16 protein-coding genes and 1 other RNA gene are annotated in these 22,681 nt (G+C 44.7%); 4 read left to right on the forward strand and 13 right to left on the reverse strand.

The features are described from left to right. Positions 1 to 616: 616 nt before the first annotated feature. The gene (locus IC21_RS08965) at positions 617 to 2,848 is read left to right on the forward strand and encodes an ArnT family glycosyltransferase (protein ID WP_029142153.1); all 2,232 of its coding nucleotides are present in this window, start codon (positions 617 to 619) and stop codon (positions 2,846 to 2,848) included. Positions 2,849 to 3,060: 212 nt separating this feature from the next. On the opposite strand, the gene IC21_RS08970 is transcribed toward IC21_RS08965, so the two are convergent. The 12 genes from IC21_RS08970 to IC21_RS09025 all read right to left on the reverse strand — a co-directional run bounded on the left by IC21_RS08970 (position 3,061) and on the right by IC21_RS09025 (position 18,475). Continuing rightward, on the reverse strand, positions 3,061 to 5,007 hold the full coding sequence (locus IC21_RS08970) for a glycoside hydrolase family 25 protein (protein WP_029142152.1): 1,947 nt from the start codon (positions 5,005 to 5,007) through the stop codon (positions 3,061 to 3,063). Positions 5,008 to 5,457: 450 nt separating this feature from the next. Then, positions 5,458 to 6,474, reverse strand: coding sequence for a biotin synthase BioB (gene bioB / locus IC21_RS08975; RefSeq protein ID WP_029142151.1), 1,017 nt, complete (start codon positions 6,472 to 6,474; stop codon positions 5,458 to 5,460). 208 nt (positions 6,475 to 6,682) lie between these two features. After that, positions 6,683 to 7,654: a sugar kinase gene (locus IC21_RS08980; RefSeq protein ID WP_029142150.1), complete on the reverse strand. Its 972-nt coding sequence runs from the start codon at positions 7,652 to 7,654 to the stop codon at positions 6,683 to 6,685. Between the two features lie 160 nt (positions 7,655 to 7,814). Continuing rightward, positions 7,815 to 8,645: a 5-dehydro-4-deoxy-D-glucuronate isomerase gene (gene kduI / locus IC21_RS08985; RefSeq protein ID WP_029142149.1), complete on the reverse strand. Its 831-nt coding sequence runs from the start codon at positions 8,643 to 8,645 to the stop codon at positions 7,815 to 7,817. 53 nt (positions 8,646 to 8,698) lie between these two features. Continuing rightward, positions 8,699 to 9,475 (reverse strand): 2-dehydro-3-deoxy-D-gluconate 5-dehydrogenase KduD, encoded by a 777-nt coding sequence (kduD, locus tag IC21_RS08990; RefSeq protein ID WP_029142148.1) that lies wholly within the window; start codon positions 9,473 to 9,475, stop codon positions 8,699 to 8,701. 429 nt (positions 9,476 to 9,904) lie between these two features. After that, the gene (locus tag IC21_RS08995; protein WP_029142147.1) at positions 9,905 to 11,329 is read right to left on the reverse strand and encodes a glycoside-pentoside-hexuronide (GPH):cation symporter; all 1,425 of its coding nucleotides are present in this window, start codon (positions 11,327 to 11,329) and stop codon (positions 9,905 to 9,907) included. Positions 11,330 to 11,397: 68 nt separating this feature from the next. After that, the gene (uxaC, locus tag IC21_RS09000; protein ID WP_029142146.1) at positions 11,398 to 12,810 is read right to left on the reverse strand and encodes a glucuronate isomerase; all 1,413 of its coding nucleotides are present in this window, start codon (positions 12,808 to 12,810) and stop codon (positions 11,398 to 11,400) included. 34 nt (positions 12,811 to 12,844) lie between these two features. Beyond that, entirely contained in the window at positions 12,845 to 14,335 is a 1,491-nt protein-coding gene (locus IC21_RS09005) for a UxaA family hydrolase (RefSeq protein WP_029142145.1), read from the reverse strand. Continuing rightward, positions 14,325 to 15,761: a tagaturonate reductase gene (locus tag IC21_RS09010; protein WP_029142144.1), complete on the reverse strand. Its 1,437-nt coding sequence runs from the start codon at positions 15,759 to 15,761 to the stop codon at positions 14,325 to 14,327. The genes IC21_RS09005 and IC21_RS09010 overlap by 11 nt, the downstream gene beginning before the upstream one ends. Positions 15,762 to 15,880: 119 nt before the next feature. Continuing rightward, the gene (locus tag IC21_RS09015) at positions 15,881 to 16,885 is read right to left on the reverse strand and encodes a sugar kinase (RefSeq protein ID WP_029142143.1); all 1,005 of its coding nucleotides are present in this window, start codon (positions 16,883 to 16,885) and stop codon (positions 15,881 to 15,883) included. Continuing rightward, complete coding sequence (locus tag IC21_RS09020) at positions 16,878 to 17,555, reverse strand: bifunctional 2-keto-4-hydroxyglutarate aldolase/2-keto-3-deoxy-6-phosphogluconate aldolase (RefSeq protein ID WP_029142142.1); 678 nt, start codon at positions 17,553 to 17,555, stop codon at positions 16,878 to 16,880. The genes IC21_RS09015 and IC21_RS09020 overlap by 8 nt, the downstream gene beginning before the upstream one ends. Before the next feature lie 149 nt (positions 17,556 to 17,704). Beyond that, on the reverse strand, positions 17,705 to 18,475 hold the full coding sequence (locus tag IC21_RS09025; RefSeq protein WP_029142141.1) for an IclR family transcriptional regulator: 771 nt from the start codon (positions 18,473 to 18,475) through the stop codon (positions 17,705 to 17,707). A gap of 318 nt (positions 18,476 to 18,793) precedes the next feature. Between IC21_RS09025 and IC21_RS09030 the strand changes: the two genes are divergently transcribed. From IC21_RS09030 to IC21_RS09040, 3 genes are all read left to right on the forward strand, one after another. Further along, the gene (locus IC21_RS09030) at positions 18,794 to 19,222 is read left to right on the forward strand and encodes an SMI1/KNR4 family protein (protein ID WP_029142140.1); all 429 of its coding nucleotides are present in this window, start codon (positions 18,794 to 18,796) and stop codon (positions 19,220 to 19,222) included. A 109-nt stretch (positions 19,223 to 19,331) separates the two neighbouring features. Continuing rightward, the gene (locus IC21_RS09035; RefSeq protein ID WP_306802646.1) at positions 19,332 to 19,697 is read left to right on the forward strand and encodes a tRNA-Val4; all 366 of its coding nucleotides are present in this window, start codon (positions 19,332 to 19,334) and stop codon (positions 19,695 to 19,697) included. Between the two features lie 423 nt (positions 19,698 to 20,120). Further along, on the forward strand, positions 20,121 to 21,674 hold the full coding sequence (locus IC21_RS09040; protein WP_029142139.1) for an ABC-F family ATP-binding cassette domain-containing protein: 1,554 nt from the start codon (positions 20,121 to 20,123) through the stop codon (positions 21,672 to 21,674). A gap of 462 nt (positions 21,675 to 22,136) precedes the next feature. Here IC21_RS09040 and ssrA read toward each other — a convergent pair. Further along, positions 22,137 to 22,499, reverse strand: a transfer-messenger RNA (tmRNA) gene (gene ssrA, locus IC21_RS16260). Between the last annotated feature and the right edge of the window lie 182 nt (positions 22,500 to 22,681).

Raw genomic sequence — 22,681 nt, forward strand, 5'->3', positions numbered from 1 at the left:
GTCTTTTTTCTTTAGTGGAATAAATCAACGACCTTTAATTGTCTGACTGCTTACAGTTTCAGGGGATATAGCATTTTGGCAAGGGCTCTATAATAAATAGACTTCCGCAATTGCCGGGAAGTTCATTCTGATTTTTACCAAAAAAGCAGATTTTAAACAATTGAATTGTATACCGGATGGGTGTTTTCCAACAAGTATTTTGCCAATATTGGCCGTATTTTGAGCAGCAAGCCGCCTGCAGGGTTTTTGCGGGCATTTTTCGGCCGGAATTTCACCGCCTTAAAAACGGCCAATCCGGCAAAAGGATGGTTCAGGATAAAACCGTGCTGCGCGGCATTTCGCCCGGAAAACCCTTCACGTAAACACCTGCCGGCTGGCCGCAATTTCCGCGTACCGCTGAAAAAACTGCGGGTTTTTTCATTGAATTCTCACGGTTTATTCAGAATAAGCAGCTATACTGGTCCCTTGAGAAATCTGGAAAATTATGCAAGAATACGAAGTGCAGGCGGCGGGGCATGATAAAAAAGAATGTTTTCATGCACCACTAACCAGACACACAACTTGCGCAATGAGAATGGAGATTGCGCGGAAAGACAATCCATGAGGTGAGCCCTCCATGTTCGTGAAAAAGATAACCATCAGTCTTTTCAGTATCATTTTTACCGTATCATGCGCTCTTATCACGATCGGCAGCTTTTTCATCGCGCCGCTGTGGGCGGAAAAAGATGACCCGCATTTCGTGCTGCTTGATGGAAAATGGAATATTTCAACCGGGCAGATGGCAGCGCTGTTCCTCTTTGCTGTAGTCGCCATCTTGTTTTATCTTGGCTGTTGCCGCATTTTTGCAAGGCTTTCAGACAACGGGCTGAAAAGAATGGCAGCCTTTTTGTTTGCCGTTATTTTGTCTATTGAAGCGGCGATCCTTATCCTGTTTCACGGGGTGCAGCCGCCCAAAGTGGATGGCGGCCATATTTATCTGGAAGCTTTGTATTTATTAAAACACGGGACATTGCTCGGAAATGAGTACTATTTGCAGCTCTACCCGAATAATGTGCCGATTACCATTGCCCGTTACCTGCTTTACCGCTATGCCGCGTTTGGGAATCCGGACTGGTTTTTGATTGCAGATAAGCTGGCAGCAGCTTTGTTTCTGAATATCGGGATCTTTTTTCTCTGGCTGCTGGCGGTGAAAACGTCCGGCCGCAAAACGGGAAATTTGCTGCTTGTTTTTACGATTACATGGCTGCCGCTCTTTCTTTATATCCCGTATTTTTATACAGAAAGCCTTGCGATCGCCTTTCCCTCCATGGCGGTGTATTTTTGGTACTGCCACAGCCGTACGGGGCGCCCGGCATACCTTTTTCTGCTTGGTGCAGTGCTTGCAATTGGGTGCCAGTTAAGGGAAAATATGGTATTGTTTTTGCCTGCCCTTTTGATCTACATGGTCTATACGCTCCGGCTGAAACAAACCGTGCTGCGGGCAGCGTTGATTATGCTTGTTTTCTTGCCTGTCACCTTTGGAGCAGAGGCGTATTACCACCATCTCGGCTACCGGGAAAACACGAGCATCAAGGCGCCGGTAACCCACTGGCTGGCGCTCGGCCTTTCAAATGAAGGCCGGTACAATGTCGCGGATACGAGATTATCAGAACGCCTCCCTACCCAACAGGCAAAAAAACAGGCGGATCTTGCACTGATCAAACAGCGGATCGAAACGAGGGGGCCATCCGGTCTGCTCAAGCTCTGGGCGGTAAAAGCCTTCCGCACATTTTCACAAGGCGATCAGGCCTACGCCAAGTACAATCAGCGGATGGACCATTACAACGCCGCATACCGCTATGTTTACGGAGACCAGAATCAAGTGCTGTTGTTTATCATCCAGGTTTTTCATATTGCAACGCTCTTTTTGCTGGCCGTTTCCGGCTTAACGTTCTTCCGTAAAATAAGGTTTGACGTTCAATTGCTCATGCAAATTTGCTTATTTGGCAGCTATTTGTTTTTCATTTTGATTTGGGAAGCAGAGCCGCGCTACTCCCTCCTGTTCACGCCATTTATGATTTTTTGCGCTGCACGGGGCCTTGAAAAAATGCGCCAGTTCCTGGAAGCAAAAAAATGGCTGCCGGCACAAAAAAGATGGAAACTGCAAACAGCGGGAAACTGGCTGCTCGTTTTAAGCCTTATTGTCCTGCTCGCCGTTTGCGCCAAATCGAATGAAAAAACATTCACAGGGACAACCGAAAAATACGAGGATTATATCGTCAACCAGCAGGCAGCCAGAGGAAAACCTGTTGCGCTTGTCGACCGGCATCATACCGTTACCCAAACGTTTATCGCAGACAAAGCTTTCGACCGGGTCGCTTTTATGCCTGCCCGGTTCCACGGCAAAGCCGCATACCGCGTTTCTTTATGGCATAATAGCGCCGGACGGCAAAAAATGGTGTTTGAACGAAAATTTACAAACCATAAGCGAAAAACAAACGGCTATGAGGCATTTCTTTTGAAAAAAGCCTTGCCCGGCGAAAACAGGCATTATTCGCTCCGGATCGAACAGCTCCACGGACCGGCGCATGCCCGGCTTTTCCTTCAGGCGAACGGCCGGGGTGGACATTTTGAGCAGATGGATTTGTACGGGGGCGGTCAATTGTACCAAAATGGCAAACCCATGGCAAAAACAGACCTTACGTTTACCGTATCAAAACAGATTACCGCACCTTTCATAAACCGGTATCTGTACAGATGGCTATTCGGATGTGCTTTCTTTATGCTTTTGCTCTACGGGTTTGCCGTCCTGCCGGGAGGGGTAAGCAGAAAAACAGCCAAAAAAATCCGCGAATTTGCGGATGCCTGATCACCCGCTTGAGCCGCTTGGCCAAAACGGATGAATGGACAAGTTTACAATGCATAATCGGCCTGAGCCGGCAACAAACGGGAATGCAAGGTGGAGGCTTGGACCGGCAGGCAGGGAAAATTTCTACGATCAAACCTTAGGCGGGCCCTGATGCTGATGGAAGCAAAATCAAAACGGCGAGAATCGATTCTCGCCGTTTTTTTGAAAAAATTTTAAAAATCAGGGTCATAGCTGATATCAAGGTCAAAATGGCCGGTGATGCCATCAATGGTTCCGGTTTCGGTGTACTGCCAAACATCCGCATTTGTACCGAGCGTGGTGTTATATCGTGCCAGCCAAATTTTGGTATTGCCGGGCCAAGTATCTGTATGGCCCTCAAGATAGCTGTTCCAATTAAAGTAGCCGGCATAAATACCCACTTTCGCCTGCCCGAGCGCCTGCATTTCATTTAAGAAATAGCCGGCACAGGCCGGGGCCGCATTTGCCCACCAAGTTGTTGTAATGCTATTCGTCCCGGTAGGTTCTATATCTTCGAAAGCGTAACCTGTAAAAGCATAGCCGGTGCTCGCCTTTGTTTGGGCCAGCACTTGATAAAAATGCTTGGCTTCTGCAATATGCTGTGCGGGATCCGTAGTGGAATTGCCGATCATATGATAAGCATGGACCGACAAGCCGGCGTTTCTGGCATACTTATAATATGTATAAAACTTAGAGTCCGTATACCCGGTTCCTTCCGTTGCTTTCAGGATGACAAAACTGTAGCCCTGTCTTTTCATAAGGTTAAAACTACTCTGTGTCAATGTTTGATAATGGCTGACATCCAGTCCCTTTGCCGTCGTGGCGGATGCAGTGGCTGATCCGGTACTGCCCGCTGTGGTCGTTCCGGACGTAGAACCCGATCCGGTGTTGCCCGTTGTGGTCGTTCCGGATGCGGAACTCGATCCGGTCTTGCCCGTTGCGGTCGTTGCGGATGCGGAACCCGATCCAGTGTTGCTCGTTGCAGTCGTCCCGGACGCGGAACCCGATCCAGTGTTGCTCGTTGCAGTCATCCCGGACGCGGAACCCGATCCAGTGTTGCTCGTTGCAGTCGTCCCGGACGCGGAACTCGATCCGGTCTTGCCCGTTGCGGTCGTTGCGGATGCGGAACCCGATCCAGTGTTGCCTGTTGTGGTCGTTGCAGTTGTGCCGCTTGTTGCTGCGGCAGACCCTGTTATGCCGGACGCAGATCCAGACGTGCTGCCGGTTGCTGTTCCCGCCGTTGTGCCGCCCGCTGTGGAAGACCCCGTTTGGCTTGTCCCTGCTGTTGCCTTCGGCGTGCTGGTTGTTCCGCCCGCTGCCGGTGCAGGTTTTGTGAAGTGGCTCGTATAAATCCAGCCGCTTTGGGCTGTCCCAACAACGCAGACATGGGACATATTTTGGGTGCTTTCTTTCACATATACCTGCTTATTCGGCCTGATGACAGCCGTATACTTTGTATGGGACGAAGTGGTATACAGTTTGGAAGAAACATAGACCGTTTTCTTCGCCAGCGTGCCGGCTAAATTATTCGCGTAAATATATCCGGAACTGCTGCCTGCTTTTACTTGGTAACGGCCGTGCGACCCGTTAAAAACCGATACTTTTTGCCCATCTTTAATCGTCTTTTTATACGAATTGCCGGTTGCGGATGTGTATAATTTAGACGGCATCCACGTATATTTTACAACTGGCTTGATAAAATGGGTTTTGTCAACATAGCCGCTGTACCCGGTTCCGATTACGTGGGCCAGATACATGCCGTTTTTCGTTGCTTCCATTTTGATATACATCATCTTCCCCGCCGGTACGGAAGCAACATACGGGCCGCCTGCCGCCTGCTTATAAATTTTCGAACCAAAATAGTCCTCTTTTTTCACTTTGCTCCTTGTCAGGTTATCAGCATAAATGTAACCTGTTCTTCCGCCTGCTTTCACCTTATAGCGCTTGCCCGACTTGCTGTAGACGGTTACCGCTATCCCGCTGTTCACATTTCTGAAGTAAGCTGCGCCGGACGCCGTTTTATAAAGCTTCGACGGTGTCCACGTATACATGGTAGACGAGGCGGCTGAAGCAGGCTTCGCAAAACTTAGCGCAAACAGCAACAAAAAACCCGCACCCCCGAAAAAAATCAATCTTCGCAATCTGTCTCCTCCTTTTGTTCTATGTATCAAACACCATTATAATCAATAAATCTCGTAAATTTTATCCCAAATTAAAAAAAATAGTGAACAATCATTCTAAATGTGTCCATATACCTATAGAGGGTGCCATTTTGCCTATTTGAAAGGAGAGCGATCAAAAAAATTGCAAAAACCACTCCAAAACGGAGAATTGCCTGGATTGAGAGAAGATATTTATCCGCTGCAACCGGAGATTTAAACAATTTGTGCTGGAACATTTCCGCGAGATCACGAGAGAATGATAAAAAAATGGGTTGGGCGCCACAGTTTTTACCATTCCATAGCTAAAAAGCATTCCTTTCCTTTGGCTGCAAGTTGATCAGTACCAAAAAAAGAATGCTTTTTTTAATCATTTGCTATGAAAAAAGGTACGCCAAGCGTGAATGTGAGGTGCTTAAGAGTAAAGCGTATCTACGAATGATACAAAGTGAACTGCTGGCCTTCTGTTTCGAACGGATTTTCTTCTATTTCAAATCCGAGATCTTCAATTAACTGGTAATCTTCTTTTGCGTCCTGGCCATCTGTCGTTAAATAATCACCAATAAAAATGGAGTTGGCAATAAATAGCCCTAAATTCTGCAAAGAGCGCAAATGATATTCCCGCCCGCCAGCAATCCGAATTTCCTTTGTGGGATTGATAAACCGGAACAAGGACAAAATCTTTAAACAACGAATCGGTGTCAATTCGTCCATATTTTCAAGCTTTGTTCCCTTAACAGGATGCAGAAAGTTGACCGGAATGGAATCAGCGTCCAAATCCTTGAGCGCGAATGCCATATCGATAATGTCATTATCCGTTTCCCCCATGCCACAAATCACACCGGAACACGGGGAGATTCCTGCTTTTTTTACATTTTCAATGGTGTTGACCCTATCTTCATAACAATGTGTGGTCGTAATATTCGGATGGTGATTTGCACTTGTATTAATATTGTGATTAAATCGGTCCACACCCGCTGCCTTCAGCTTAAACGCCTGCTCTTCAGTAACGAGTCCCAAACAGGCACAAATTTTTAATGGTTCCACATCACGTTTAATTTCCTCAACTGCCGCAATCACTGCATCCACTTCACGGTTGGTTGGTCTGCGCCCACTCATCACAATGCAATATGTACCAATTTTATTCTTTTTCGCTTCCTTTGCCCCTTCCACAATCGTTTGTTTGCTGACCAATGGATACCGGTCGATTTTTGTTGCTGCCTTAATCGACTGTGCACAGTAGCCGCAATCCTCCGGGCAAAGTCCGCTTTTGGCGTTAATAATCAAATTCAGCTTTACTTTTTTTCCATAAAAGTGCCGGCGAATCTGATAGGCTCCATGGACAAGTGCTAATACTTCATGATCACTAACCGTTAAAATTTCCTTGGCCTCTTCTTCCCTTATCACATAACCTTCAATCACCTTTTCTGCCAATTTCGTCCAATCCACTAATGTCACCTCTTTTTAAATGTCAACCTAAAATAATTTATGGTTTACATTTAAAATTATATGACAGTTTCATTTTTGGTCAAGTACTTTTTTGTATTTTTCACACAAAAGGGTTTGAAAAGGGAAAAAGCCCGGCACTCCAGGAAAAAACAAGAGTGCCGGACGATTTCTATTCTATGAGGCTCCTGAAACAGGAATGCCAGACTTTTTACCTCGCCGCTGTCAAGGCGGCCGATTTCATAAACGCATCCAATGCTGCCCGCGTCGGCAGGCCGTCATTGTCCCCGAGGCTTTGCATCTGGATGGAGCAAATCGCATTGCCCTGCATTAAAAGCGCCTGATCGTCAAGATGCTCCAGTATGCCGGCCAGTATACCGGATACAAAACCATCACCTGCTCCAATGCGGTCAACCAAATGTTTCACTTCATATTTTGGCACTGCCGCTTCAGCAAATGAACCATCCTCCAATTTTTTCTTTGAATACGAACCTTTTTCCACTAAATTGATGATCACCTGCCGCACACCTCTGGATAAGTAAAAATCCGCCATCTTTTCTTTTTCATGCTCGCCGGTTAAAATCTGTGCTTCTTTTGCATTTGGCATGACGACATCACAAAGGCAAGCGATTTCATTTGTCCGTTCCATCATCTTTTCTTCCGATTCCCAAATTACCGGACGCAAATTCGGATCAAACGTAATCGTAAGGCCGTATTTCCGGGCTTTTTCAATCAGCGCCAAAGTTGTCTCGTAACCACTTTCGCTTAATCCCGCCAAAATGCCGCCAAGATGGAGGATCTTTGCTTCTGAAAAATCAACCTGACGAACGGCTTCTTTTGTTAGTTTAGAAGCAGCACTGTTCTTCCTGAAATAAACGGTTTCCGGATCGCCAATCTCCGACAGCCCTTTTAACATGAAACCCGTTGGATATGTTGGTGTTGAAAAAACATAGGTGGTATCAATGTTCTCATTGTTTAAGAAATTTTTCACATATACGCCGAAAGGGTCTTCCCCAATCTGCGTCAAAAACGAAACCGTGTGCCCGAGCCTGGAAACCCCGACAGATACATTCACATCCGCACCGGCCATATAACGGGTATAATGCCGGACAGCATGGAGCGGCCCCTTTTCATCCGCAATAAACAACACAAGCGGCTCACCGGCAGTGATGATCTCGCTCATTTGATTCGCCTCCATATAATTTCTAAATAAGAAATTAAGTTTACTATTTGTATTACAATTTCATTATAGAGGATTATGGCGATTGGTCAAGGAATTTCGGCATTGTGTTGTAAAAAAAGAAAGCTCCTCTTTGGAGAAGAGAAGCTTATTGCTATACATTCTATTTCAACTCTTCCATTGGGACAAAATCCATATCATCATAGGTGATATTTTCCCCGCACATTGCCCAGATGAACGTGTAATTGCTCGTCGCTACCCCGCAATGGATCGACCAGCTCGGGGAAATCACCGCCTGTTCTGAAGATAGGATAAGGTGCTTGGTTTCATCCGGTTTGCCCATGAAATGGAATACCCGTGTATCCGATTCCATGTCAAAGTACAAATACGTTTCCATACGCCGTTCATGCGTATGGCTTAGCATGGTGTTCCAGGCATTGCCCGGTTCAAGCACAGTGTAACCCATTTGCAGCTGGCAGGACTCGCAAATATTCGGGTGAATATATTGATAGATTTTCCGCTTGTTCATAGACAGATCTTCACCTGTTTCACGCGGCGTAATCTGGTCAATACTGATCTTCACATTTGGATATGTGTGATGCGCGGGCACTGAAACAACATAAAACTTCGCCGGGTTAGTGGGGTCGTCCGATTCAAACACGACGTCTTTTGTCCCTTTTCCTATGTAATAGCCGTCCTGTTTTTTCATCGGGTCTTTTTTGCCTTCTATCGTGATACTGCCGGGTCCTCCGATATTGATGACGCCCAGTTCCCTTCTTTCCAGAAAGTAGTCTACACCAAGTTCTTTTGAAAGCCGGATCTCTAGCGGCTCATTTGTCGGTGTAACCCCACCGAAAATCTGCCGATCATTATGGGTATACGTTAGCATGATTTCGCCGGGAACAAAAATCTTTTCCACTAAAAACTCTTTCCGTAACTGTTCTGTAGTGTAATGCCGGATGTCTTCCGGGCTGTGGGTATATCTTGTTTCCATGGTTTGGGACATTTCAATCACTCCTTGTGAATTTTTTATAAATCAAAGTTGATTTACCGCACGAGCCAGCCACCGTCTACTGCAAGAATATGGCCGGTCACATAGTCAGATGCAGGGCTTGCTAAAAAAATGATGGCGCCCATTAAATCGAAAGGTTGTCCCCATCTGCCCGCCGGTATTCTGCTTAAAATTTCTTCATTCCGGTTTTCGTCCGCACGAATCGGGGCAGTATTAGCAGTCTCAATATATCCTGGGGCAATCGCATTGACCTGGATATTGAACGTGCTTAATTCATTGGCAAACGCTTTCGTAAGGCCTGCAACACCATGCTTGCTGGCCGTGTAGGACGGAACGAACTTCCCGCCCTGAAAAGAAAGCATAGAAGCAACATTGATGATTTTCCCGCTTTTTTGTTTCGCCATTTCTTTTGCGGCTGCCTGGCTTAAGTAGTAGACGCCATTTAAATTCACATCAAGAACGTTCTCCCAGTCTTCATCTTTATACTCCAACAGCGGCGCCCGTTTAATAATGCCAGCGTTGTTCACAAGAATATCAATCTTGCCGTACGTTTCAATGCAGCCATCAATCACTTTCTTTGCTGCTTCTTTCCCGCTCAAATCTGCCTTTACGAGCACGGCTTTCCTGCCCTGTTTTTCAATGAGGGACTTCGTCTCCTCGCCGCTCGACCGGTGCACCGGTAAATACAAATCGGCCCCCGCTTTCGCCAGCGCAACAGCATATGCCTGCCCAAGCCCTGTCGCCGCCCCGGTTACCACCGCCACTTTGCCTTTTAAACTGAAAAAGTCGAGGGTGAAGTCGTTGAGATTCATATAAAAGCCTCCTAATAATTGAAATTATAAAAAAAGAAGCTGAATGCCGACAGTACAATCTGCCCCGCGAATTCACGATCATCTGTCATTTCCAGAGACCATGCTGTACCAGCAATAATTTTGGTAAAATGGAAAGATCAATTAGGACAGATGTTTCTTATCCCTATAGCTGATCAGTAATAAGCAAACGGCATGCAGCAAAGTATGAGAAAGTATGAGAGAACAGTCCGCTTACTTTCACAGCTTCTTCGCCGAATATGCCTTTAAACACAGCAAAAAAATGACCTGAAAGGAAACAATAAGTGCACCTATAAAACATCATTACTAAATGAACAGGGCTGCCTTCTAGAATTTTAAGAAAGCAGCCGTTTATCAAAATTTTATGATTACATCAAGTAAAATGCTGTGTTTTCTATCTCCTGTTTCTTTTTATCCTTGAATAAATGTACCCTTTTCCCAACGACCGTTTTCCAAATCATTTGCAATTTGTTTAAATTTATCATCAGGCAAATTATATAAAAATGTGATAATGATTGCAGCAAGCAGTAAAGCGACAGCCGGATAAATCGTCATTGCCCCTTTAATTCCAAGCAATGTTGTTGAAGATTGATGGGCATTTGCAATATATCCCGTTGTAGCAAGTATGCCTGCTGAGACCAATGCTGCAATAGATTGGGCAATTTTTCTCGAGAAGTTAAAGGCAGCATAGGTAATCCCTTCTTTACGTACACCTGTATGCCAGTGGCCGTAGTCAATCGTATCAGATACAAAAGCCCAGGTAACACCGTTCGGAATGGCTAAAGCCACATACCCGATCGTAACTAAAATAATGAATGTCACAATGTTGGTTGGAATGACAAAATTCAATGCGTCCGCAACGACTCCAATGATAAGCCCGCCAATTGCTGTTTTTTTCTTGCCAAACTTTTTTACCAAAAATGGGATGAGTGTAATCCCTGCAACAGAGCAGCCCATCATGATAAAATTAATAATTGGTTGCAAACCGATGTTATTCAGGTTGTATTTACAGAAATAAATCATCATTTGGTTGTTTGTATTCATAGCAGAAATTGTAAATAATGTCATTAAAATCAGGCTCCACAGCGGCCTGTTCGTAAATACGACCCGAAGATAATCTTTCATCGTTTCGCGTTCTTTGCTTCGTGAATTTTCAGCATGAATATGTTCTTTTGTATTGATATAGCATATAAAGAAACCGCATATACCAATGAAAGCCATAATAGCTGCAGTAACGGCATAACCTACTTTTGTATTTGAGAACAACAGCATAATTGGAACAAAAGCAACACCAGTTACCAATTGGGCGCCAATTGAGCCGGCCTGCCGTGTAGAAGCCATGAAGGACCGGTCATCTACATTTCTTGTCATGACAGAAGCCAAAGACCCGTATGGCACATTTGTAAACGAATACAAAACACCCCAAGCCATATATGTTGCATATGCGTAAACGATCTTCATCGTTGGTGATAAACCGGACGGCATTATAAAGATAATGACTGTCATAATCGCTAGCAATACAGAAGAAACCATCATAACTGGACGAAACTTACCGCGCTTTCCGGGGGTTCTCGAATCAATGATGGATCCGGCTAATGGGTCCATAAATGCATCAAAGATTTTTGTAATCGAAAAAACACCGGCGGCTGCCGCAGCGCTAATGCCTGCGACATCCGTATAGAAATTGGTCAAATAAGATTGCCCCAAATCAAACATAAAACCATTCCCAAAATCACCAAAACCGTAACTCACTTTTTCTTTTAACGAAATACGCTTGGATGCATGCTGCGGATCAATTATCTTTTCCGCGGTCGTTTTTACAACGCTTTCAGCCATGTTTCTGCACCACCTATTTTAATTAAAAAGTGCGAAATCTTCCAACTCTGGAACAACATAAGCCTTTATTACTCAAAAAAACCAAAATATCGATAAGCATTATGGTAAGCAATATCTTCAATGATTTTCCCGATCTGTTCTTCATCATCGGGGATTTGTCCCCGTTCTGCCCATTCGCCAAATAGCTCGCATAGTACCCTGCGGAAATATTCGTGGCGCGGGTATGACAGGAAACTGCGTGAATCGGTTAACATGCCGACAAAATTTGGCAGAAGGCTTTCTTCTGCAAACATTTCCAATTGCCTACGCATCCCGCTTCTTGTATCGTTAAACCACCAGGCGCATCCCAGCTGCAATTTCTGAACCGTATCTTTTTGGAAACAGCCCATCATCGTGACAAGCGGGAGCCAGTCGTTCGGGTTTAAAGAATAAAGAATCGTTTTTGGAATGATATCTTCAGTTTCTGCACGGGCAAATAATTTCCCGTAAGATTCTGCAATACTTCGATCATTCAATGCATCATACCCCGTATCAGGCCCCAGTTTTTCAAACATGGGCCCATTTAAGTTCCTGAAAGCATGAATGTGATATTGCATGACCCAGCCTTTTTCGTGATAAATGTGCATAAGTTCTATTAACAGCGCTGTGTGATATTGATTGATTTCATTTAAACTCAACGCTTCTTGTGATAACGCTTTCTCAACGATCGCATCCAATTGTTGCGGCGCCGCCTCTGCATACGTAAAAGTATCCAGGGCATGGTCGGATAACCGTCCGCCTCTTTCATGGAAATATTCAATTCGGTTTCGAACAGCCGAAACGAGATCCGAGAAATTTTGGATTGAAACGCCTGAAACAGTTGCTAATTTGTGGACATAATCAGCGTATTCTTTATTCTGGATGTTCAGCACCTTATCGGGCCGGAAAGCCGGCAGCACCTTAAAACCATTTTCCGTCTCGGATTCCTGTAACAATTTATGGTATTGAAGGTCATCCACCGGGTCATCTGTTGTGCAAACCACTTTCACATTGCTGTTTTTAATTAAATTCCGTGGTTTAAAATCATCTGTCGCCAGCAATTGATTTGCCTTTTCCCAAATGGCCGGTGCCGTTTTGCGGTTTAAAATCGTATCAATTCCAAAGAAACGCCGCAACTCCAAATGCGTCCATTCATAAAGTGGATTGCCCACTGATTTTTCAATCGTTTCCGCCCATTTTAAAAACTTTTCGTAAGGGTCAGCATCACCCGTAATATATTTTTCCGGGACACCGTTTGCGCGCATTAACCGCCATTTATAATGGTCACCGTAATGCCCTTCATTGATCCACACTTGTGCCAAATCCCTGAAATTTTTATTTTCGTAGATTTCCTTCGGGTTCAGGTGGCAATGGTAATCAATAATCGGCATTTTTTCGGCATGGTTGTGAAATAATTTCTTGGCAAAATCTGTTGTTAAGAGAAAATCTTGATTTAAGAACATGTTCTATACCTTCTTTTTGGAATGGAATAATGGTTTATTCAGTAACGCCGTTCTTAAATATCGCAATCTCATGCAGATGGCGGATCTCATTTTTCGTCTTCTTCCCGCTCGCGACTTCAAGAATAAAAGAAATAAATTGTTCCACTACTTCGTCCATTTCTTGATCAAGCAGCCGTCCCGCGTTGAAATCAATCCACTGCTTTTTCTTTTCGTAAAGTTCGGTGTTCGTCGATACTTTCACAGTTGGCACAAAGGTTCCGAACGGTGTGCCCCTGCCAGTTGTGAACAGGACCATCTGGCAATCCGCCGCTGCAAGTGCTGTTGAAGAAACAAGATCATTTCCGGGTGCCTGAAGGAGGGATAACCCTTTTTCCTTTAGTTTTTCTCCGTATTCCAGCACATCAACCACAGCGGATGTTCCTGCTTTTTGCGTGCAGCCGAGAGATTTGTCTTCCAACGTCGTGATCCCGCCGGCCTTATTGCCCGGAGAAGGATTTTCATAGATTGGCTGCCCGTAAGAAGCAAAATAATCTTTAAACTGATTAATGAGCTTCACAATTTTATTGAATACGATTTCATCTTTTGCCCGTGCCATTAACATTTTTTCGGCACCGAACATTTCCGGCACTTCCGTTAAAACAGTGGAACCGCCTTGAGAAATGACAAAATCTGAAAATCTTCCAAGCAGCGGATTGCCGGTAATGCCCGAAAATCCGTCTGAGCCGCCGCATTTTAATCCGATTTTCAATTCCGATAAAGGCAGATCGATCCGCTTGTCCTCTTTTGCAGCTTCATTCAATTCTTCCAGTAGTTGGAGGCCTGTTTCCACTTCATCTTCTACATCCTGGCAAATCATAAACTTTACGCGTGTTTCATCAAATTCCCCCATTTGTGCCCTCATTTCATCCAGCTGGTTGTTTTCACAGCCAAGCCCAAAGATGAGCACACCGCCGGCATTGGGATGAGCGGCCGCATCCATTAAAATCTTGCGCGTGTTCTGCAAATCATCCCCCAGCTGGGAACAGCCGTATGGATGTTTAAACAAAATAATTTCATCAAATGCGCCGTTATCAGGGTGATTCGCCTTAAATTGGTCAACGAGGAGATCACCGATCATATTGATGCACCCAACAGTCGGGATGATGTATAAATCATTGCGTATCCCGGCTTTTCCGTTTTTCCGCAAATATCCTTTAAAAGTGCGGCTGTCTTTCGGAAAGATGCGGGGATGCAGTTCCGGCTTGTACACGTATTCCACTTTTCCGGAAAGATTGGTGCTCACGTTATGGGTATGGACCCAGCTGCCTTGTTCGATCTTTTTTGTCGCATGTCCAATGGGTGACCCGTATTTTATAATGTCAGCGTTCTCTCCGATATTTTCTAAAGCAATTTTGTGCCCTCTTTTTATTGCCTCGTTTACGGTGATCGTCCTGTCCCCGGATGGAAGGACATCACCCGGCTCTAAATCCTGAAGAGCAACGAGTACATTATCCCGGGGGTTTAGCTGAATGGTTTTATTTTTCAACCGGTAATGCCTCCTCGTTGGCCTGCTGCACTGCCCTGCGAACGCCCTCTTTTTCTATCAACTGTAAGCCTTTTTCAACTTGAGCGGGCAGGCCGTCAATTTTTGTCAAATCCATTCCCCATAAGGTTTCGTTGCTTAAAATGTCCCAGACATAGCGGTCGGAGTGATACGTCATTGAAAACTCTTTCAAAACATCTGGCAAATCAATCGCTTTAGCAGAGGCATGATCCTGCTCTCCGTAAATTTTCAACAGCCCGGATAAGGCTAACGTAATTCTTGACGGGATTTTGTGGAATCTTTTTACATGCTCCGCCAATATGGGCAGGAGGCGTGCCTTAAATTTTGAAACGCTGTTTAAAGCAATCGCGTCCAGCTGGTGTTCCATATACGGGTTTCTGAAACGTTCCTGAATTTCCGCCGCGTAACTTGTCAACTCTTCTTTTGGCAAATCCAGTGACGGGATGATTTCCGCAAACATTTCGCGGTCAATCAACCGGTAAAAATCGGGATCTTCCATTACCCCGCCGACTGTTTTAATGCCGGCAAGCCGCGCCAGGCAAGCCATTGTTGTATGGGGGCCGTTTAGTAAGTATACTTTCCGGTCGCGGTACGGTTTTAAATGATCGGTGACCACGACATTCAGCCCCGCTTTTTTGAGCGGCAGTTCTTCTTCCAGCTCCTTGGGCCCTTCAATCACCCAAATGAGAAATGGTTCTGCTTTTGCAATTAACGTATCTTCATAGCCCCATTCTTCCCAAAGTTTTTCTGCGCGGTCTTTCGGGTAGCCCGGGACAATCCGGTCGACCAGGCTGGAGCAGAAAGTATTTTCTGATTCAAGCCAGCTGCTGAAATCTTCGCCAAGCTTCCACTCATCCGCATAGCGGTGCACAATTTCTTTCAGTGCCTTGCCGTTATTTTCAATGAGCTCGCAAGGAATGATGTAAAACCCCTTTTTTCCGGCCTTATATCTTTCATAGAGCAGTGCCGTCAGTTTTGCCGGGAAACTTACGGGAGGCCGGTCGGATAATGCATCTCCTTCATGATAGACGATGCCGGCTTCCGTCGTATTGGAAAAAATAAACCGGATGTTGTCATCATGTGCCAGTTGTAAATAAGCGTCATAATCTTCATAAGGATTGATCCCGTTATTTACGGATGAAACAATCTCATGGGATTGGACTTCTTTTCCATTTTGCATTCCTTCCAGCATGACTGTAAAAAAATAGTCCTGTCCAGCAAGCTGCCCGACTCTTCCGCGTGGCAATGATTGTACAATTGTCACCCCGCCTTGAAAAAGTCCGCGTTTGTTCATTTGCTGAATTTGCCAGTCGACAAAAGCCCGAAGAAAATTTCCTTCTCCAAACTGAATGGCTTTTGTGGGATACCGTTGCAGGTCTTTCACGTACGAGTAGGATAATTTTTTCAAATTCGCCCCTCCTTTTATTTCCTATTTAGAAATCAAGTTTCTTATTTGTTCTTACATTCCTTATTATAATCCGCTTTCAAATTTATTCAATAGTTTTTTTGATTTTTTTGAGCACCTGTTTACCGAACGACTTCCCGGCCGGAAGCGCCTTCCCATGATCGGACTTCGTCTGCTGAAAGCGGCAGGGCATCCCCGTTCACAGAATGTTTCAACACAGAGGTGGCAGTCGCAAATTGTACGGTTTCTTCCGGATCCATCCCGGTTAAGAAGCCGTGGAGCATCCCGGCTGCATAGGCATCCCCGCCGCCTATCCGGTCTACGATCTGCTCCATACGGTAACGCTTGGATTGTATAAAAACGCCGCCAGTCCAGAGCATGCCCTGGAGTTCATGGCAGGTCGGGGAGATAACGTTCCGGTCTGTCGCATAGAGTGCGCGGAGATTCGGGTACTTGCGGCTAATTTCCCGGTAACATGCTTCCATATTGCCGGGCACAGCCACCGATGCATCGATACCAAAGAAGTTCCGGGCATCAAGATAGTTGGCACAGCAGTAAGTGAGCATCGGCAAGATCGGGATAATGGCTGCCCTCGCCTCTTCCATCGTCCACATTGCCGGCCGGTAATTGATGTCGAAGCTGACAGGGATGCCGCGGTCAAAAGCCGCTTTAACGAGAATTTGCCCGTAATATTTCCATGATTCGGCCACAGCAAAGGTAATGCCGGTCAGGTGGAAAAGGGCCACATCCGCAAAAAGCCAGTCAAAATCCCACTCGCCAATATCCATCTGTGAAAAGCTGGAACTTTCCCTGTCATAGATCACTTTGGAATTGCGCAATGTGCCCCCCTGTTCCAAAAAATAGATGCCAAGCCGGTTGCCGCCCATTAGAAGACGGGAAGTATCAATACCGCTTGCCCGGAGGCTTCTTACTGCAGCCGCTCCCAAAGAGGAATCCGGTACTTTGCTCGCAAACGCAACGTCATGCCCGAAACTGGCAAGCGTTGTGGCAACATTCGCCTCCGCCCCGCCGTAATTTACATTGAAAGAATGGCTGCAGGATAAAAGATCTCCCGGGGAGGTGGAAAGGCGCAGCAAAATCTCTCCAAGTGTTAAAATTTTAGGCATATTGACCCCTCGATTGCTGATGCACGGCTTCTGTTAGTTGCTGATATTTGTCCACAAACGCTCTTGCTGTCTCGGTCACTTTTGCAAAATCATTGGTTTCGGCAGGTTTCAATAAGCTTCCGCCCACGCCAAGGATTTTACAGCCTGCTTTGATCCAATTTTCCATATTGTCCAGACTGATTCCGCCTGAAGGCATGATTTCAAGTTGCGGCAGCGGGGCTTTAACGTCTTTTACAAATGCCGGCCCGACAATATTGCTTGGGAACAGTTTAATTACTTCTGCTCCTGCCTGCATGGCCGCTTTCATTTCATTCACCGTCATACAGCCCGGGATATAAGGGATTTGATAAAGGTTACAAAAAGCAGCCGTTTCCGGATCAAATGTCGGCGCGACGATGAATTTTGCCCCGGCCATTTGCGCGGTCTGGGCGGTCTGGGCATCCAGTACAGTGCCGGCTCCAACGAGGACATCGTCACGGTCCCGGTACAGTTCCGTCATTTTTTTGATGGCAACATCCGCATTCGGAACGGTAAAAGTCAATTCGATGCTTTTGATCCCGCCGGCAATCAGTGCATCCGTAATACGCAAAGCTTTTTCCACGGAGTCTGCACGCAGCACGGCAACGATTCCATTTTTTTCTAACGCCTGCAAAGTCTGCATTTTTTTCATGGTGGACGCTCCTTTTAATTTCTATATAATAAACTTTATTTATGAATAGTAAATTCAATTTCATTTTACAACACACTCTCTCCTATGTAAACCATTTCATGAAAGGGAAAATAAAAAAACTTGCCCCGTGTCGGAACAAGTTTTTTCCATTAACCATTCAATTTGCTTTCGATTTTTTGCCGCGCTTCCAGGATGCTTGTAATCATTTTTTGCTTCTTTTCTTCTGTGATCCGAAACCGCGGGGCACTAACGCTCATCATCCCTTCGATTTTTCCGTTCCGCTTGATAACCACCGCAATACAGTAAATATCTTTTTCATTTTCTTGGTTGTCAATTGCATACCCACGCTGTTTGACTTCCTGGAGATCTTGAATCAGTTGTTCCGGGTCCGTAATCGTGTTTTCCGTCCTTTTTTCAATCGTAATCCGGGACAAATAATCACGCACATCTTCCTCGCTTTGTTCAGCCAAGTACGCTTTTCCCATCGCAGAACAATACAGCGGCAGCGTATGCCCGACCTGCGAGCTTAAAATGATTTGCCCTTTTCCGTTCAGCTTTTTCACGTACACTACATGATCCTGTTCGTAGATACCAAGGTGGACGGTTTCGCCAATTGTGTCATTCAGTTCTTCGAGCACAGCTTCCGCCACGTTTACAATATTGAAAGATTTGCGGGCGGTTTCCCCGTAACGGATAAGCGCGGTGCCAAGCGTATATTTTTTTGTCTCTTCATCCCGTTTTACAAAATCAATCGAGCAAAGGGTATTTAAAATTTTTAAGACCGTGGATTTGCTCGTATTTAAAGCCGTGCAAATTTCCTGCAGGCTCACCGGGTCCACCCGGTATTCCAGATAGTCCAGTATATCTTTCGCACGGATCAACACCGTGCCGTACGGTTTTTTTTCCGTTGTCGTCTCCATCTTTTTATGCTCCTGTCTTTTTGAAGTAGCCAAATAAGAAACTTTGAATACCCTCTTTATAACATAATTTAAAAAGGTTGTAAAACGGGACGTGATGGATTTCCAGAAGAGGAAATGATGGATAAGAATCGTGAAGTTGTCCGAAGTATTGGACAAACGTATGATGCGCATCATATCATTGAGAATAACTTTGATGGCCCTCATGCGTGGTGGAATATGGAATATTCATCTTGCAAAATATCCGAATGAAACCAAGCTGGCATACATGGAAAGGGAGCGCCGTCAGAAAAACTGTTTTCAAGGAGGTAAAAGATCAAATTGGCTAATTTTGAATTTATGAATAGGTACAAGCATAAAATTTATAATGTAACGGAAAATGATATTTTAATCGCTGAGCAGAGAATGAACATAAGTTTTCCAAGCGATTTAAAGCAATTTTATTTAGAAGTGGGTTATGGTTTTATTAAAGGCCAAAGTGCTAATGCGATAAATAGGATATTAGGGGCGGGGGCTGTAGCAGATTTCAGATTAGGAGAGGGGATTTTTGAATTCGCCGCGAATTTAGATGCACTTTATGATGAAAATAAATTAATTTTTTTTGAAGTAAACGAGGATGTTTATATTTCAATAGACCTGGAATTAGTAAATAATCCTGTATTTTATTTTGATATTTCAATAGCTTCTTCATTAGAGGATTTCTTTAAAAAGTTTCTCAATAACAATGAGTATTATATAAATTCAATTTGAAAACCTTATTATAAAAATGTCATGATGAAGTTTATTGGCGACAATAAGTATTCTGGAAAAAGTAACGCTGGGCTCATAATGGAAATGTATTTAGATAAGGATGGTTCAATTGCTACTGCATATCCAATCTATAAAGGAGAATAAGGATGAATACCAATATAATTTTTATAGAGACCCCCTTAATGTTCTAAGGATAAAACTTCCAGATGATATAAAGTTATTTGCTGATTTTATAGAAGATATTGCCACAGAGCAAGAATTAGATGAGTATGTAGAGGATATTGAAAAAGTCTTAAATGGCTCATGCGAGGACTTTGAAATTCAATTAAATGCTGCGAACGTATTTATAAAAAAAGATGTAACAACTGTTGAAAACATTTTTAGGGTTGAAGGGCCTTATGAAAATACAATAGAAACGAAGCAATTTTTAGAGATGTTGTTAATATGGAGAAAGAAGATCCCAGAAATATTTTAGGATTGAATGTTTAATTGGTTTAAAGGTCTGATATTTAATGAAGACTTGGCTAAGAACAAAGCGCTTGATTGCATTTACAACAAGCGCCTTTATTAATATCCAAGTATGGACACCAAAAATATTCAATATGTAATATAGACCTCATGAGCTGTACCATCAAGAAGTTCGTTTTGATATTTTATATCGGGGGAGAGTACAATAACAGGTCGAGAAGACATTTTACATCCTTTAACTTCTTCGTTTCGGTCATAAACATGGACTTTTTCCGTTGCCAAAAATTCGGGCTTCAGGCCCAGCCATTTTTCCTCAATTTATTCCCAATGGTGTTTTCCTTTCCAATTTGGTTGTATAATAGGTTTTAACGCAATTTTTGATAGCAAAAACAAGATATCCACATATAGCCTTAAGTGAAGGAGAGCAAAATTGAGCATATTAAACGTACAAAATTTAAGCCACGGTTTCGGTGACCGTGCGATTTTTAACAATGTGTCTTTCCGGCTTTTAAAAGGAGAACATGTCGGACTCATCGGGGCAAACGGCGAGGGCAAGTCTACTTTTATGAATATGATCACCGGGAAACTGCAGCCCGATGAAGGGAAAGTCGAGTGGTCAAGAAAAGTCCGTGTCGGTTATTTAAACCAGCATGCCGTCCTCCAAAAGGGCACGACGATGCGTGAGGTGTTGAGCTCTGCGTTTCAATATCTGTTTGACACTGAAGAAGAGATTAATAAGCTTTATGCAAAAATGGGCGATGAAGGTGCTGATGTCGATGCACTGCTTGCAGAAGTGGGAGAGCTGCAAGATACGTTAGAAAGCAATGATTTCTATCGCATCCATTCCAAAGTGGAGGAAGTTGCCCGCGGCCTTGGATTGGACGAAGTCGGGCTCGACCGTGATGTAGACGATCTGAGCGGCGGGCAGCGGACAAAAGTTCTGCTGGCGAAGCTTCTGCTGGAAAAGCCTGAAATTCTGTTGCTGGATGAGCCGACCAACTATTTGGATGAACAGCATATCGAATGGCTGAAGCGTTATTTGCAGGAATATGAGAATGCCTTTATTTTGATTTCGCATGACACCCCGTTTTTAAACAGTGTCGTAAACCTGATTTATCACATGGAAAACCAGGAGTTGAACCGCTACGTCGGCGACTACGATAACTTCTTAAAGGTCCATGAGATGAAAAAGCAACAGCTGGAGGCGGCATACAAGCGCCAGCAGCAGGAAATCGCGGAGTTGAAAGATTTCGTTGCACGCAACAAGGCAAATGTCGCAACCCGCAACATGGCGATGTCCCGCCAGAAGAAACTCGACAAAATGGAAATCATTGAATTGGGGAAAGAAAAGCCGAAACCATCGTTTGTTTTCAAAGAAGCACGTGCCACCAGCCGATGGATTTTTACGGCGGAAGATCTGGTGATTGGGTACAATGAACCCCTTTCCCGCCCGCTGAACTTGAAAATGGAACGCGGCCAAAAAATTGCTTTTACAGGGGCGAACGGTATTGGTAAGTCGACGCTTTTAAAAAGTATTCTCGGGCTGATTCCTCCTATTTCGGGTAAAGTGGAACGCGGGGAGTACCAACACATCGGCTACTTCGAGCAGGAAGTAAAACAGGCCAATCCCAACACCTGTATTGAAGAAATCTGGAACACTTTTCCGGGCATGAATCAGGCTGAAGTCCGTGCTGCCCTTGCAAAATGCGGCTTAACAACGAAACATATTGAAAGTAAAATCACAGTCCTTTCCGGCGGCGAAAAAGCCAAAGTCCGGCTGTGTAAAATTTTAAACACCGAAACGAATATCTTAATTCTGGATGAACCGACCAATCACCTGGATGTGGACGCCAAAGAAGAATTGAAACGCGCTTTAAAAGCGTATCGCGGCAGCATCCTGATGGTATCCCACGAACCTGATTTCTACCGCGACATTGCGACCGATGTTTGGAATTGCGAGGATTGGACGACGAAAGTGTTCTGATAAAAAAAAGAAGGGTACGCCGCGGATTCCACCGGGTACCCTGAGTTGGAGTGGGCGAACCCGGCCAAAGCGGCCAGCATCTTTGCCAAATCCAGGGATTTTGCCTGTTCAATAAGCCTTCATCATTTTTTCTTGTCCCTCAGGAAAAAGTGTAGTTTGCATGATATCATTTGATTGATCAAAACGCTCTTTCTTCACTTACATTTTACGAGAAAAGGGCGTTTTTTTTTGTCATTTTTGTCATCATGAATGACTTTTTGGACAGCCCTTTTTCACGGGGCGGAAACAGAGCCATTGCACATTTAATCCGGCACTATGGACAGATTTACAATGCAAATTGAATGCAAAAAGTTTTCCAAAACTCCCGTATTCTTTCTTATTCCCCACAAAAGCAAAAAGCCCGCAAACCCAGCCATATCAAGGGTTCACGGACTTTCAACAGTATCATCTTTCCAATTTTTAAAATGGAGACGGTGGGAGTCGAACCCACGTCCAGAGATATCGCCACTCAGGCGTCTACGAGCGTAGCTGGCATATTTGCGTTTCGCGCAGCCATCTGCCTGCCAGCGGGCGTCCGGTGCGCTAGCCTGATTGGTCTCTTCCTTCGTCCCCAGGCGGAGGACAGCCGGCGTATCCCACTGAATTTGAGACCCTTACCCTACCACATGGGCGATGGAGGGAGGATCCGCTTAGTGCTTATTAGGCAGCTAAAGCGAGTTTAGTGTTAGATTTGCCAGTTATTTTTAGGCGTTGCGTTTTTACGGGGACGACCCCCCGGCTCGCAGCCTGAGCTCGATCTATCCCTGTCGAATCCGTAACGTCCCCGATATAAAAAGGGCGCTGCAGATTTTACATATAACTGGCCTGCACATACTATTATAACATGAATCCTGCAAGATGCAATTGTTCAGTTTTTCCGTATGTGTCAAGTTTTTCTCGACAAGGTTTAAATATCGGGTATTCCAAGACACTCTTTTTGTACACTTTCGGCTACCGTGCTTCACTTG

Source organism: Heyndrickxia coagulans DSM 1 = ATCC 7050 (assembly GCF_000290615.1).
GTDB lineage: Bacteria > Bacillota > Bacilli > Bacillales > Bacillaceae_C > Weizmannia > Weizmannia coagulans.

What these genes read in the sequence shown, in the direction of transcription:
- kduI (WP_029142149.1), bottom strand. Translation starts at nt 8,645, where the DNA reads ATGGAAACAAGATATACCCACAGCCCGGAAGACATCCGGCATTACACT.
- IC21_RS08995 (WP_029142147.1), bottom strand. Translation starts at nt 11,329, where the DNA reads ATGGCTGAAAGCGTTGTAAAAACGACCGCGGAAAAGATAATTGATCCG.
- IC21_RS08980 (WP_029142150.1), bottom strand. Translation starts at nt 7,654, where the DNA reads ATGAGCGAGATCATCACTGCCGGTGAGCCGCTTGTGTTGTTTATTGCG.
- uxaC (WP_029142146.1), bottom strand. Translation starts at nt 12,810, where the DNA reads ATGTTCTTAAATCAAGATTTTCTCTTAACAACAGATTTTGCCAAGAAA.
- IC21_RS08965 (WP_029142153.1), top strand. Translation starts at nt 617, where the DNA reads ATGTTCGTGAAAAAGATAACCATCAGTCTTTTCAGTATCATTTTTACC.
- IC21_RS09020 (WP_029142142.1), bottom strand. Translation starts at nt 17,555, where the DNA reads ATGAAAAAAATGCAGACTTTGCAGGCGTTAGAAAAAAATGGAATCGTT.
- kduD (WP_029142148.1), bottom strand. Translation starts at nt 9,475, where the DNA reads ATGAATCTCAACGACTTCACCCTCGACTTTTTCAGTTTAAAAGGCAAA.
- IC21_RS09025 (WP_029142141.1), bottom strand. Translation starts at nt 18,475, where the DNA reads ATGGAGACGACAACGGAAAAAAAACCGTACGGCACGGTGTTGATCCGT.
- IC21_RS09015 (WP_029142143.1), bottom strand. Translation starts at nt 16,885, where the DNA reads ATGCCTAAAATTTTAACACTTGGAGAGATTTTGCTGCGCCTTTCCACC.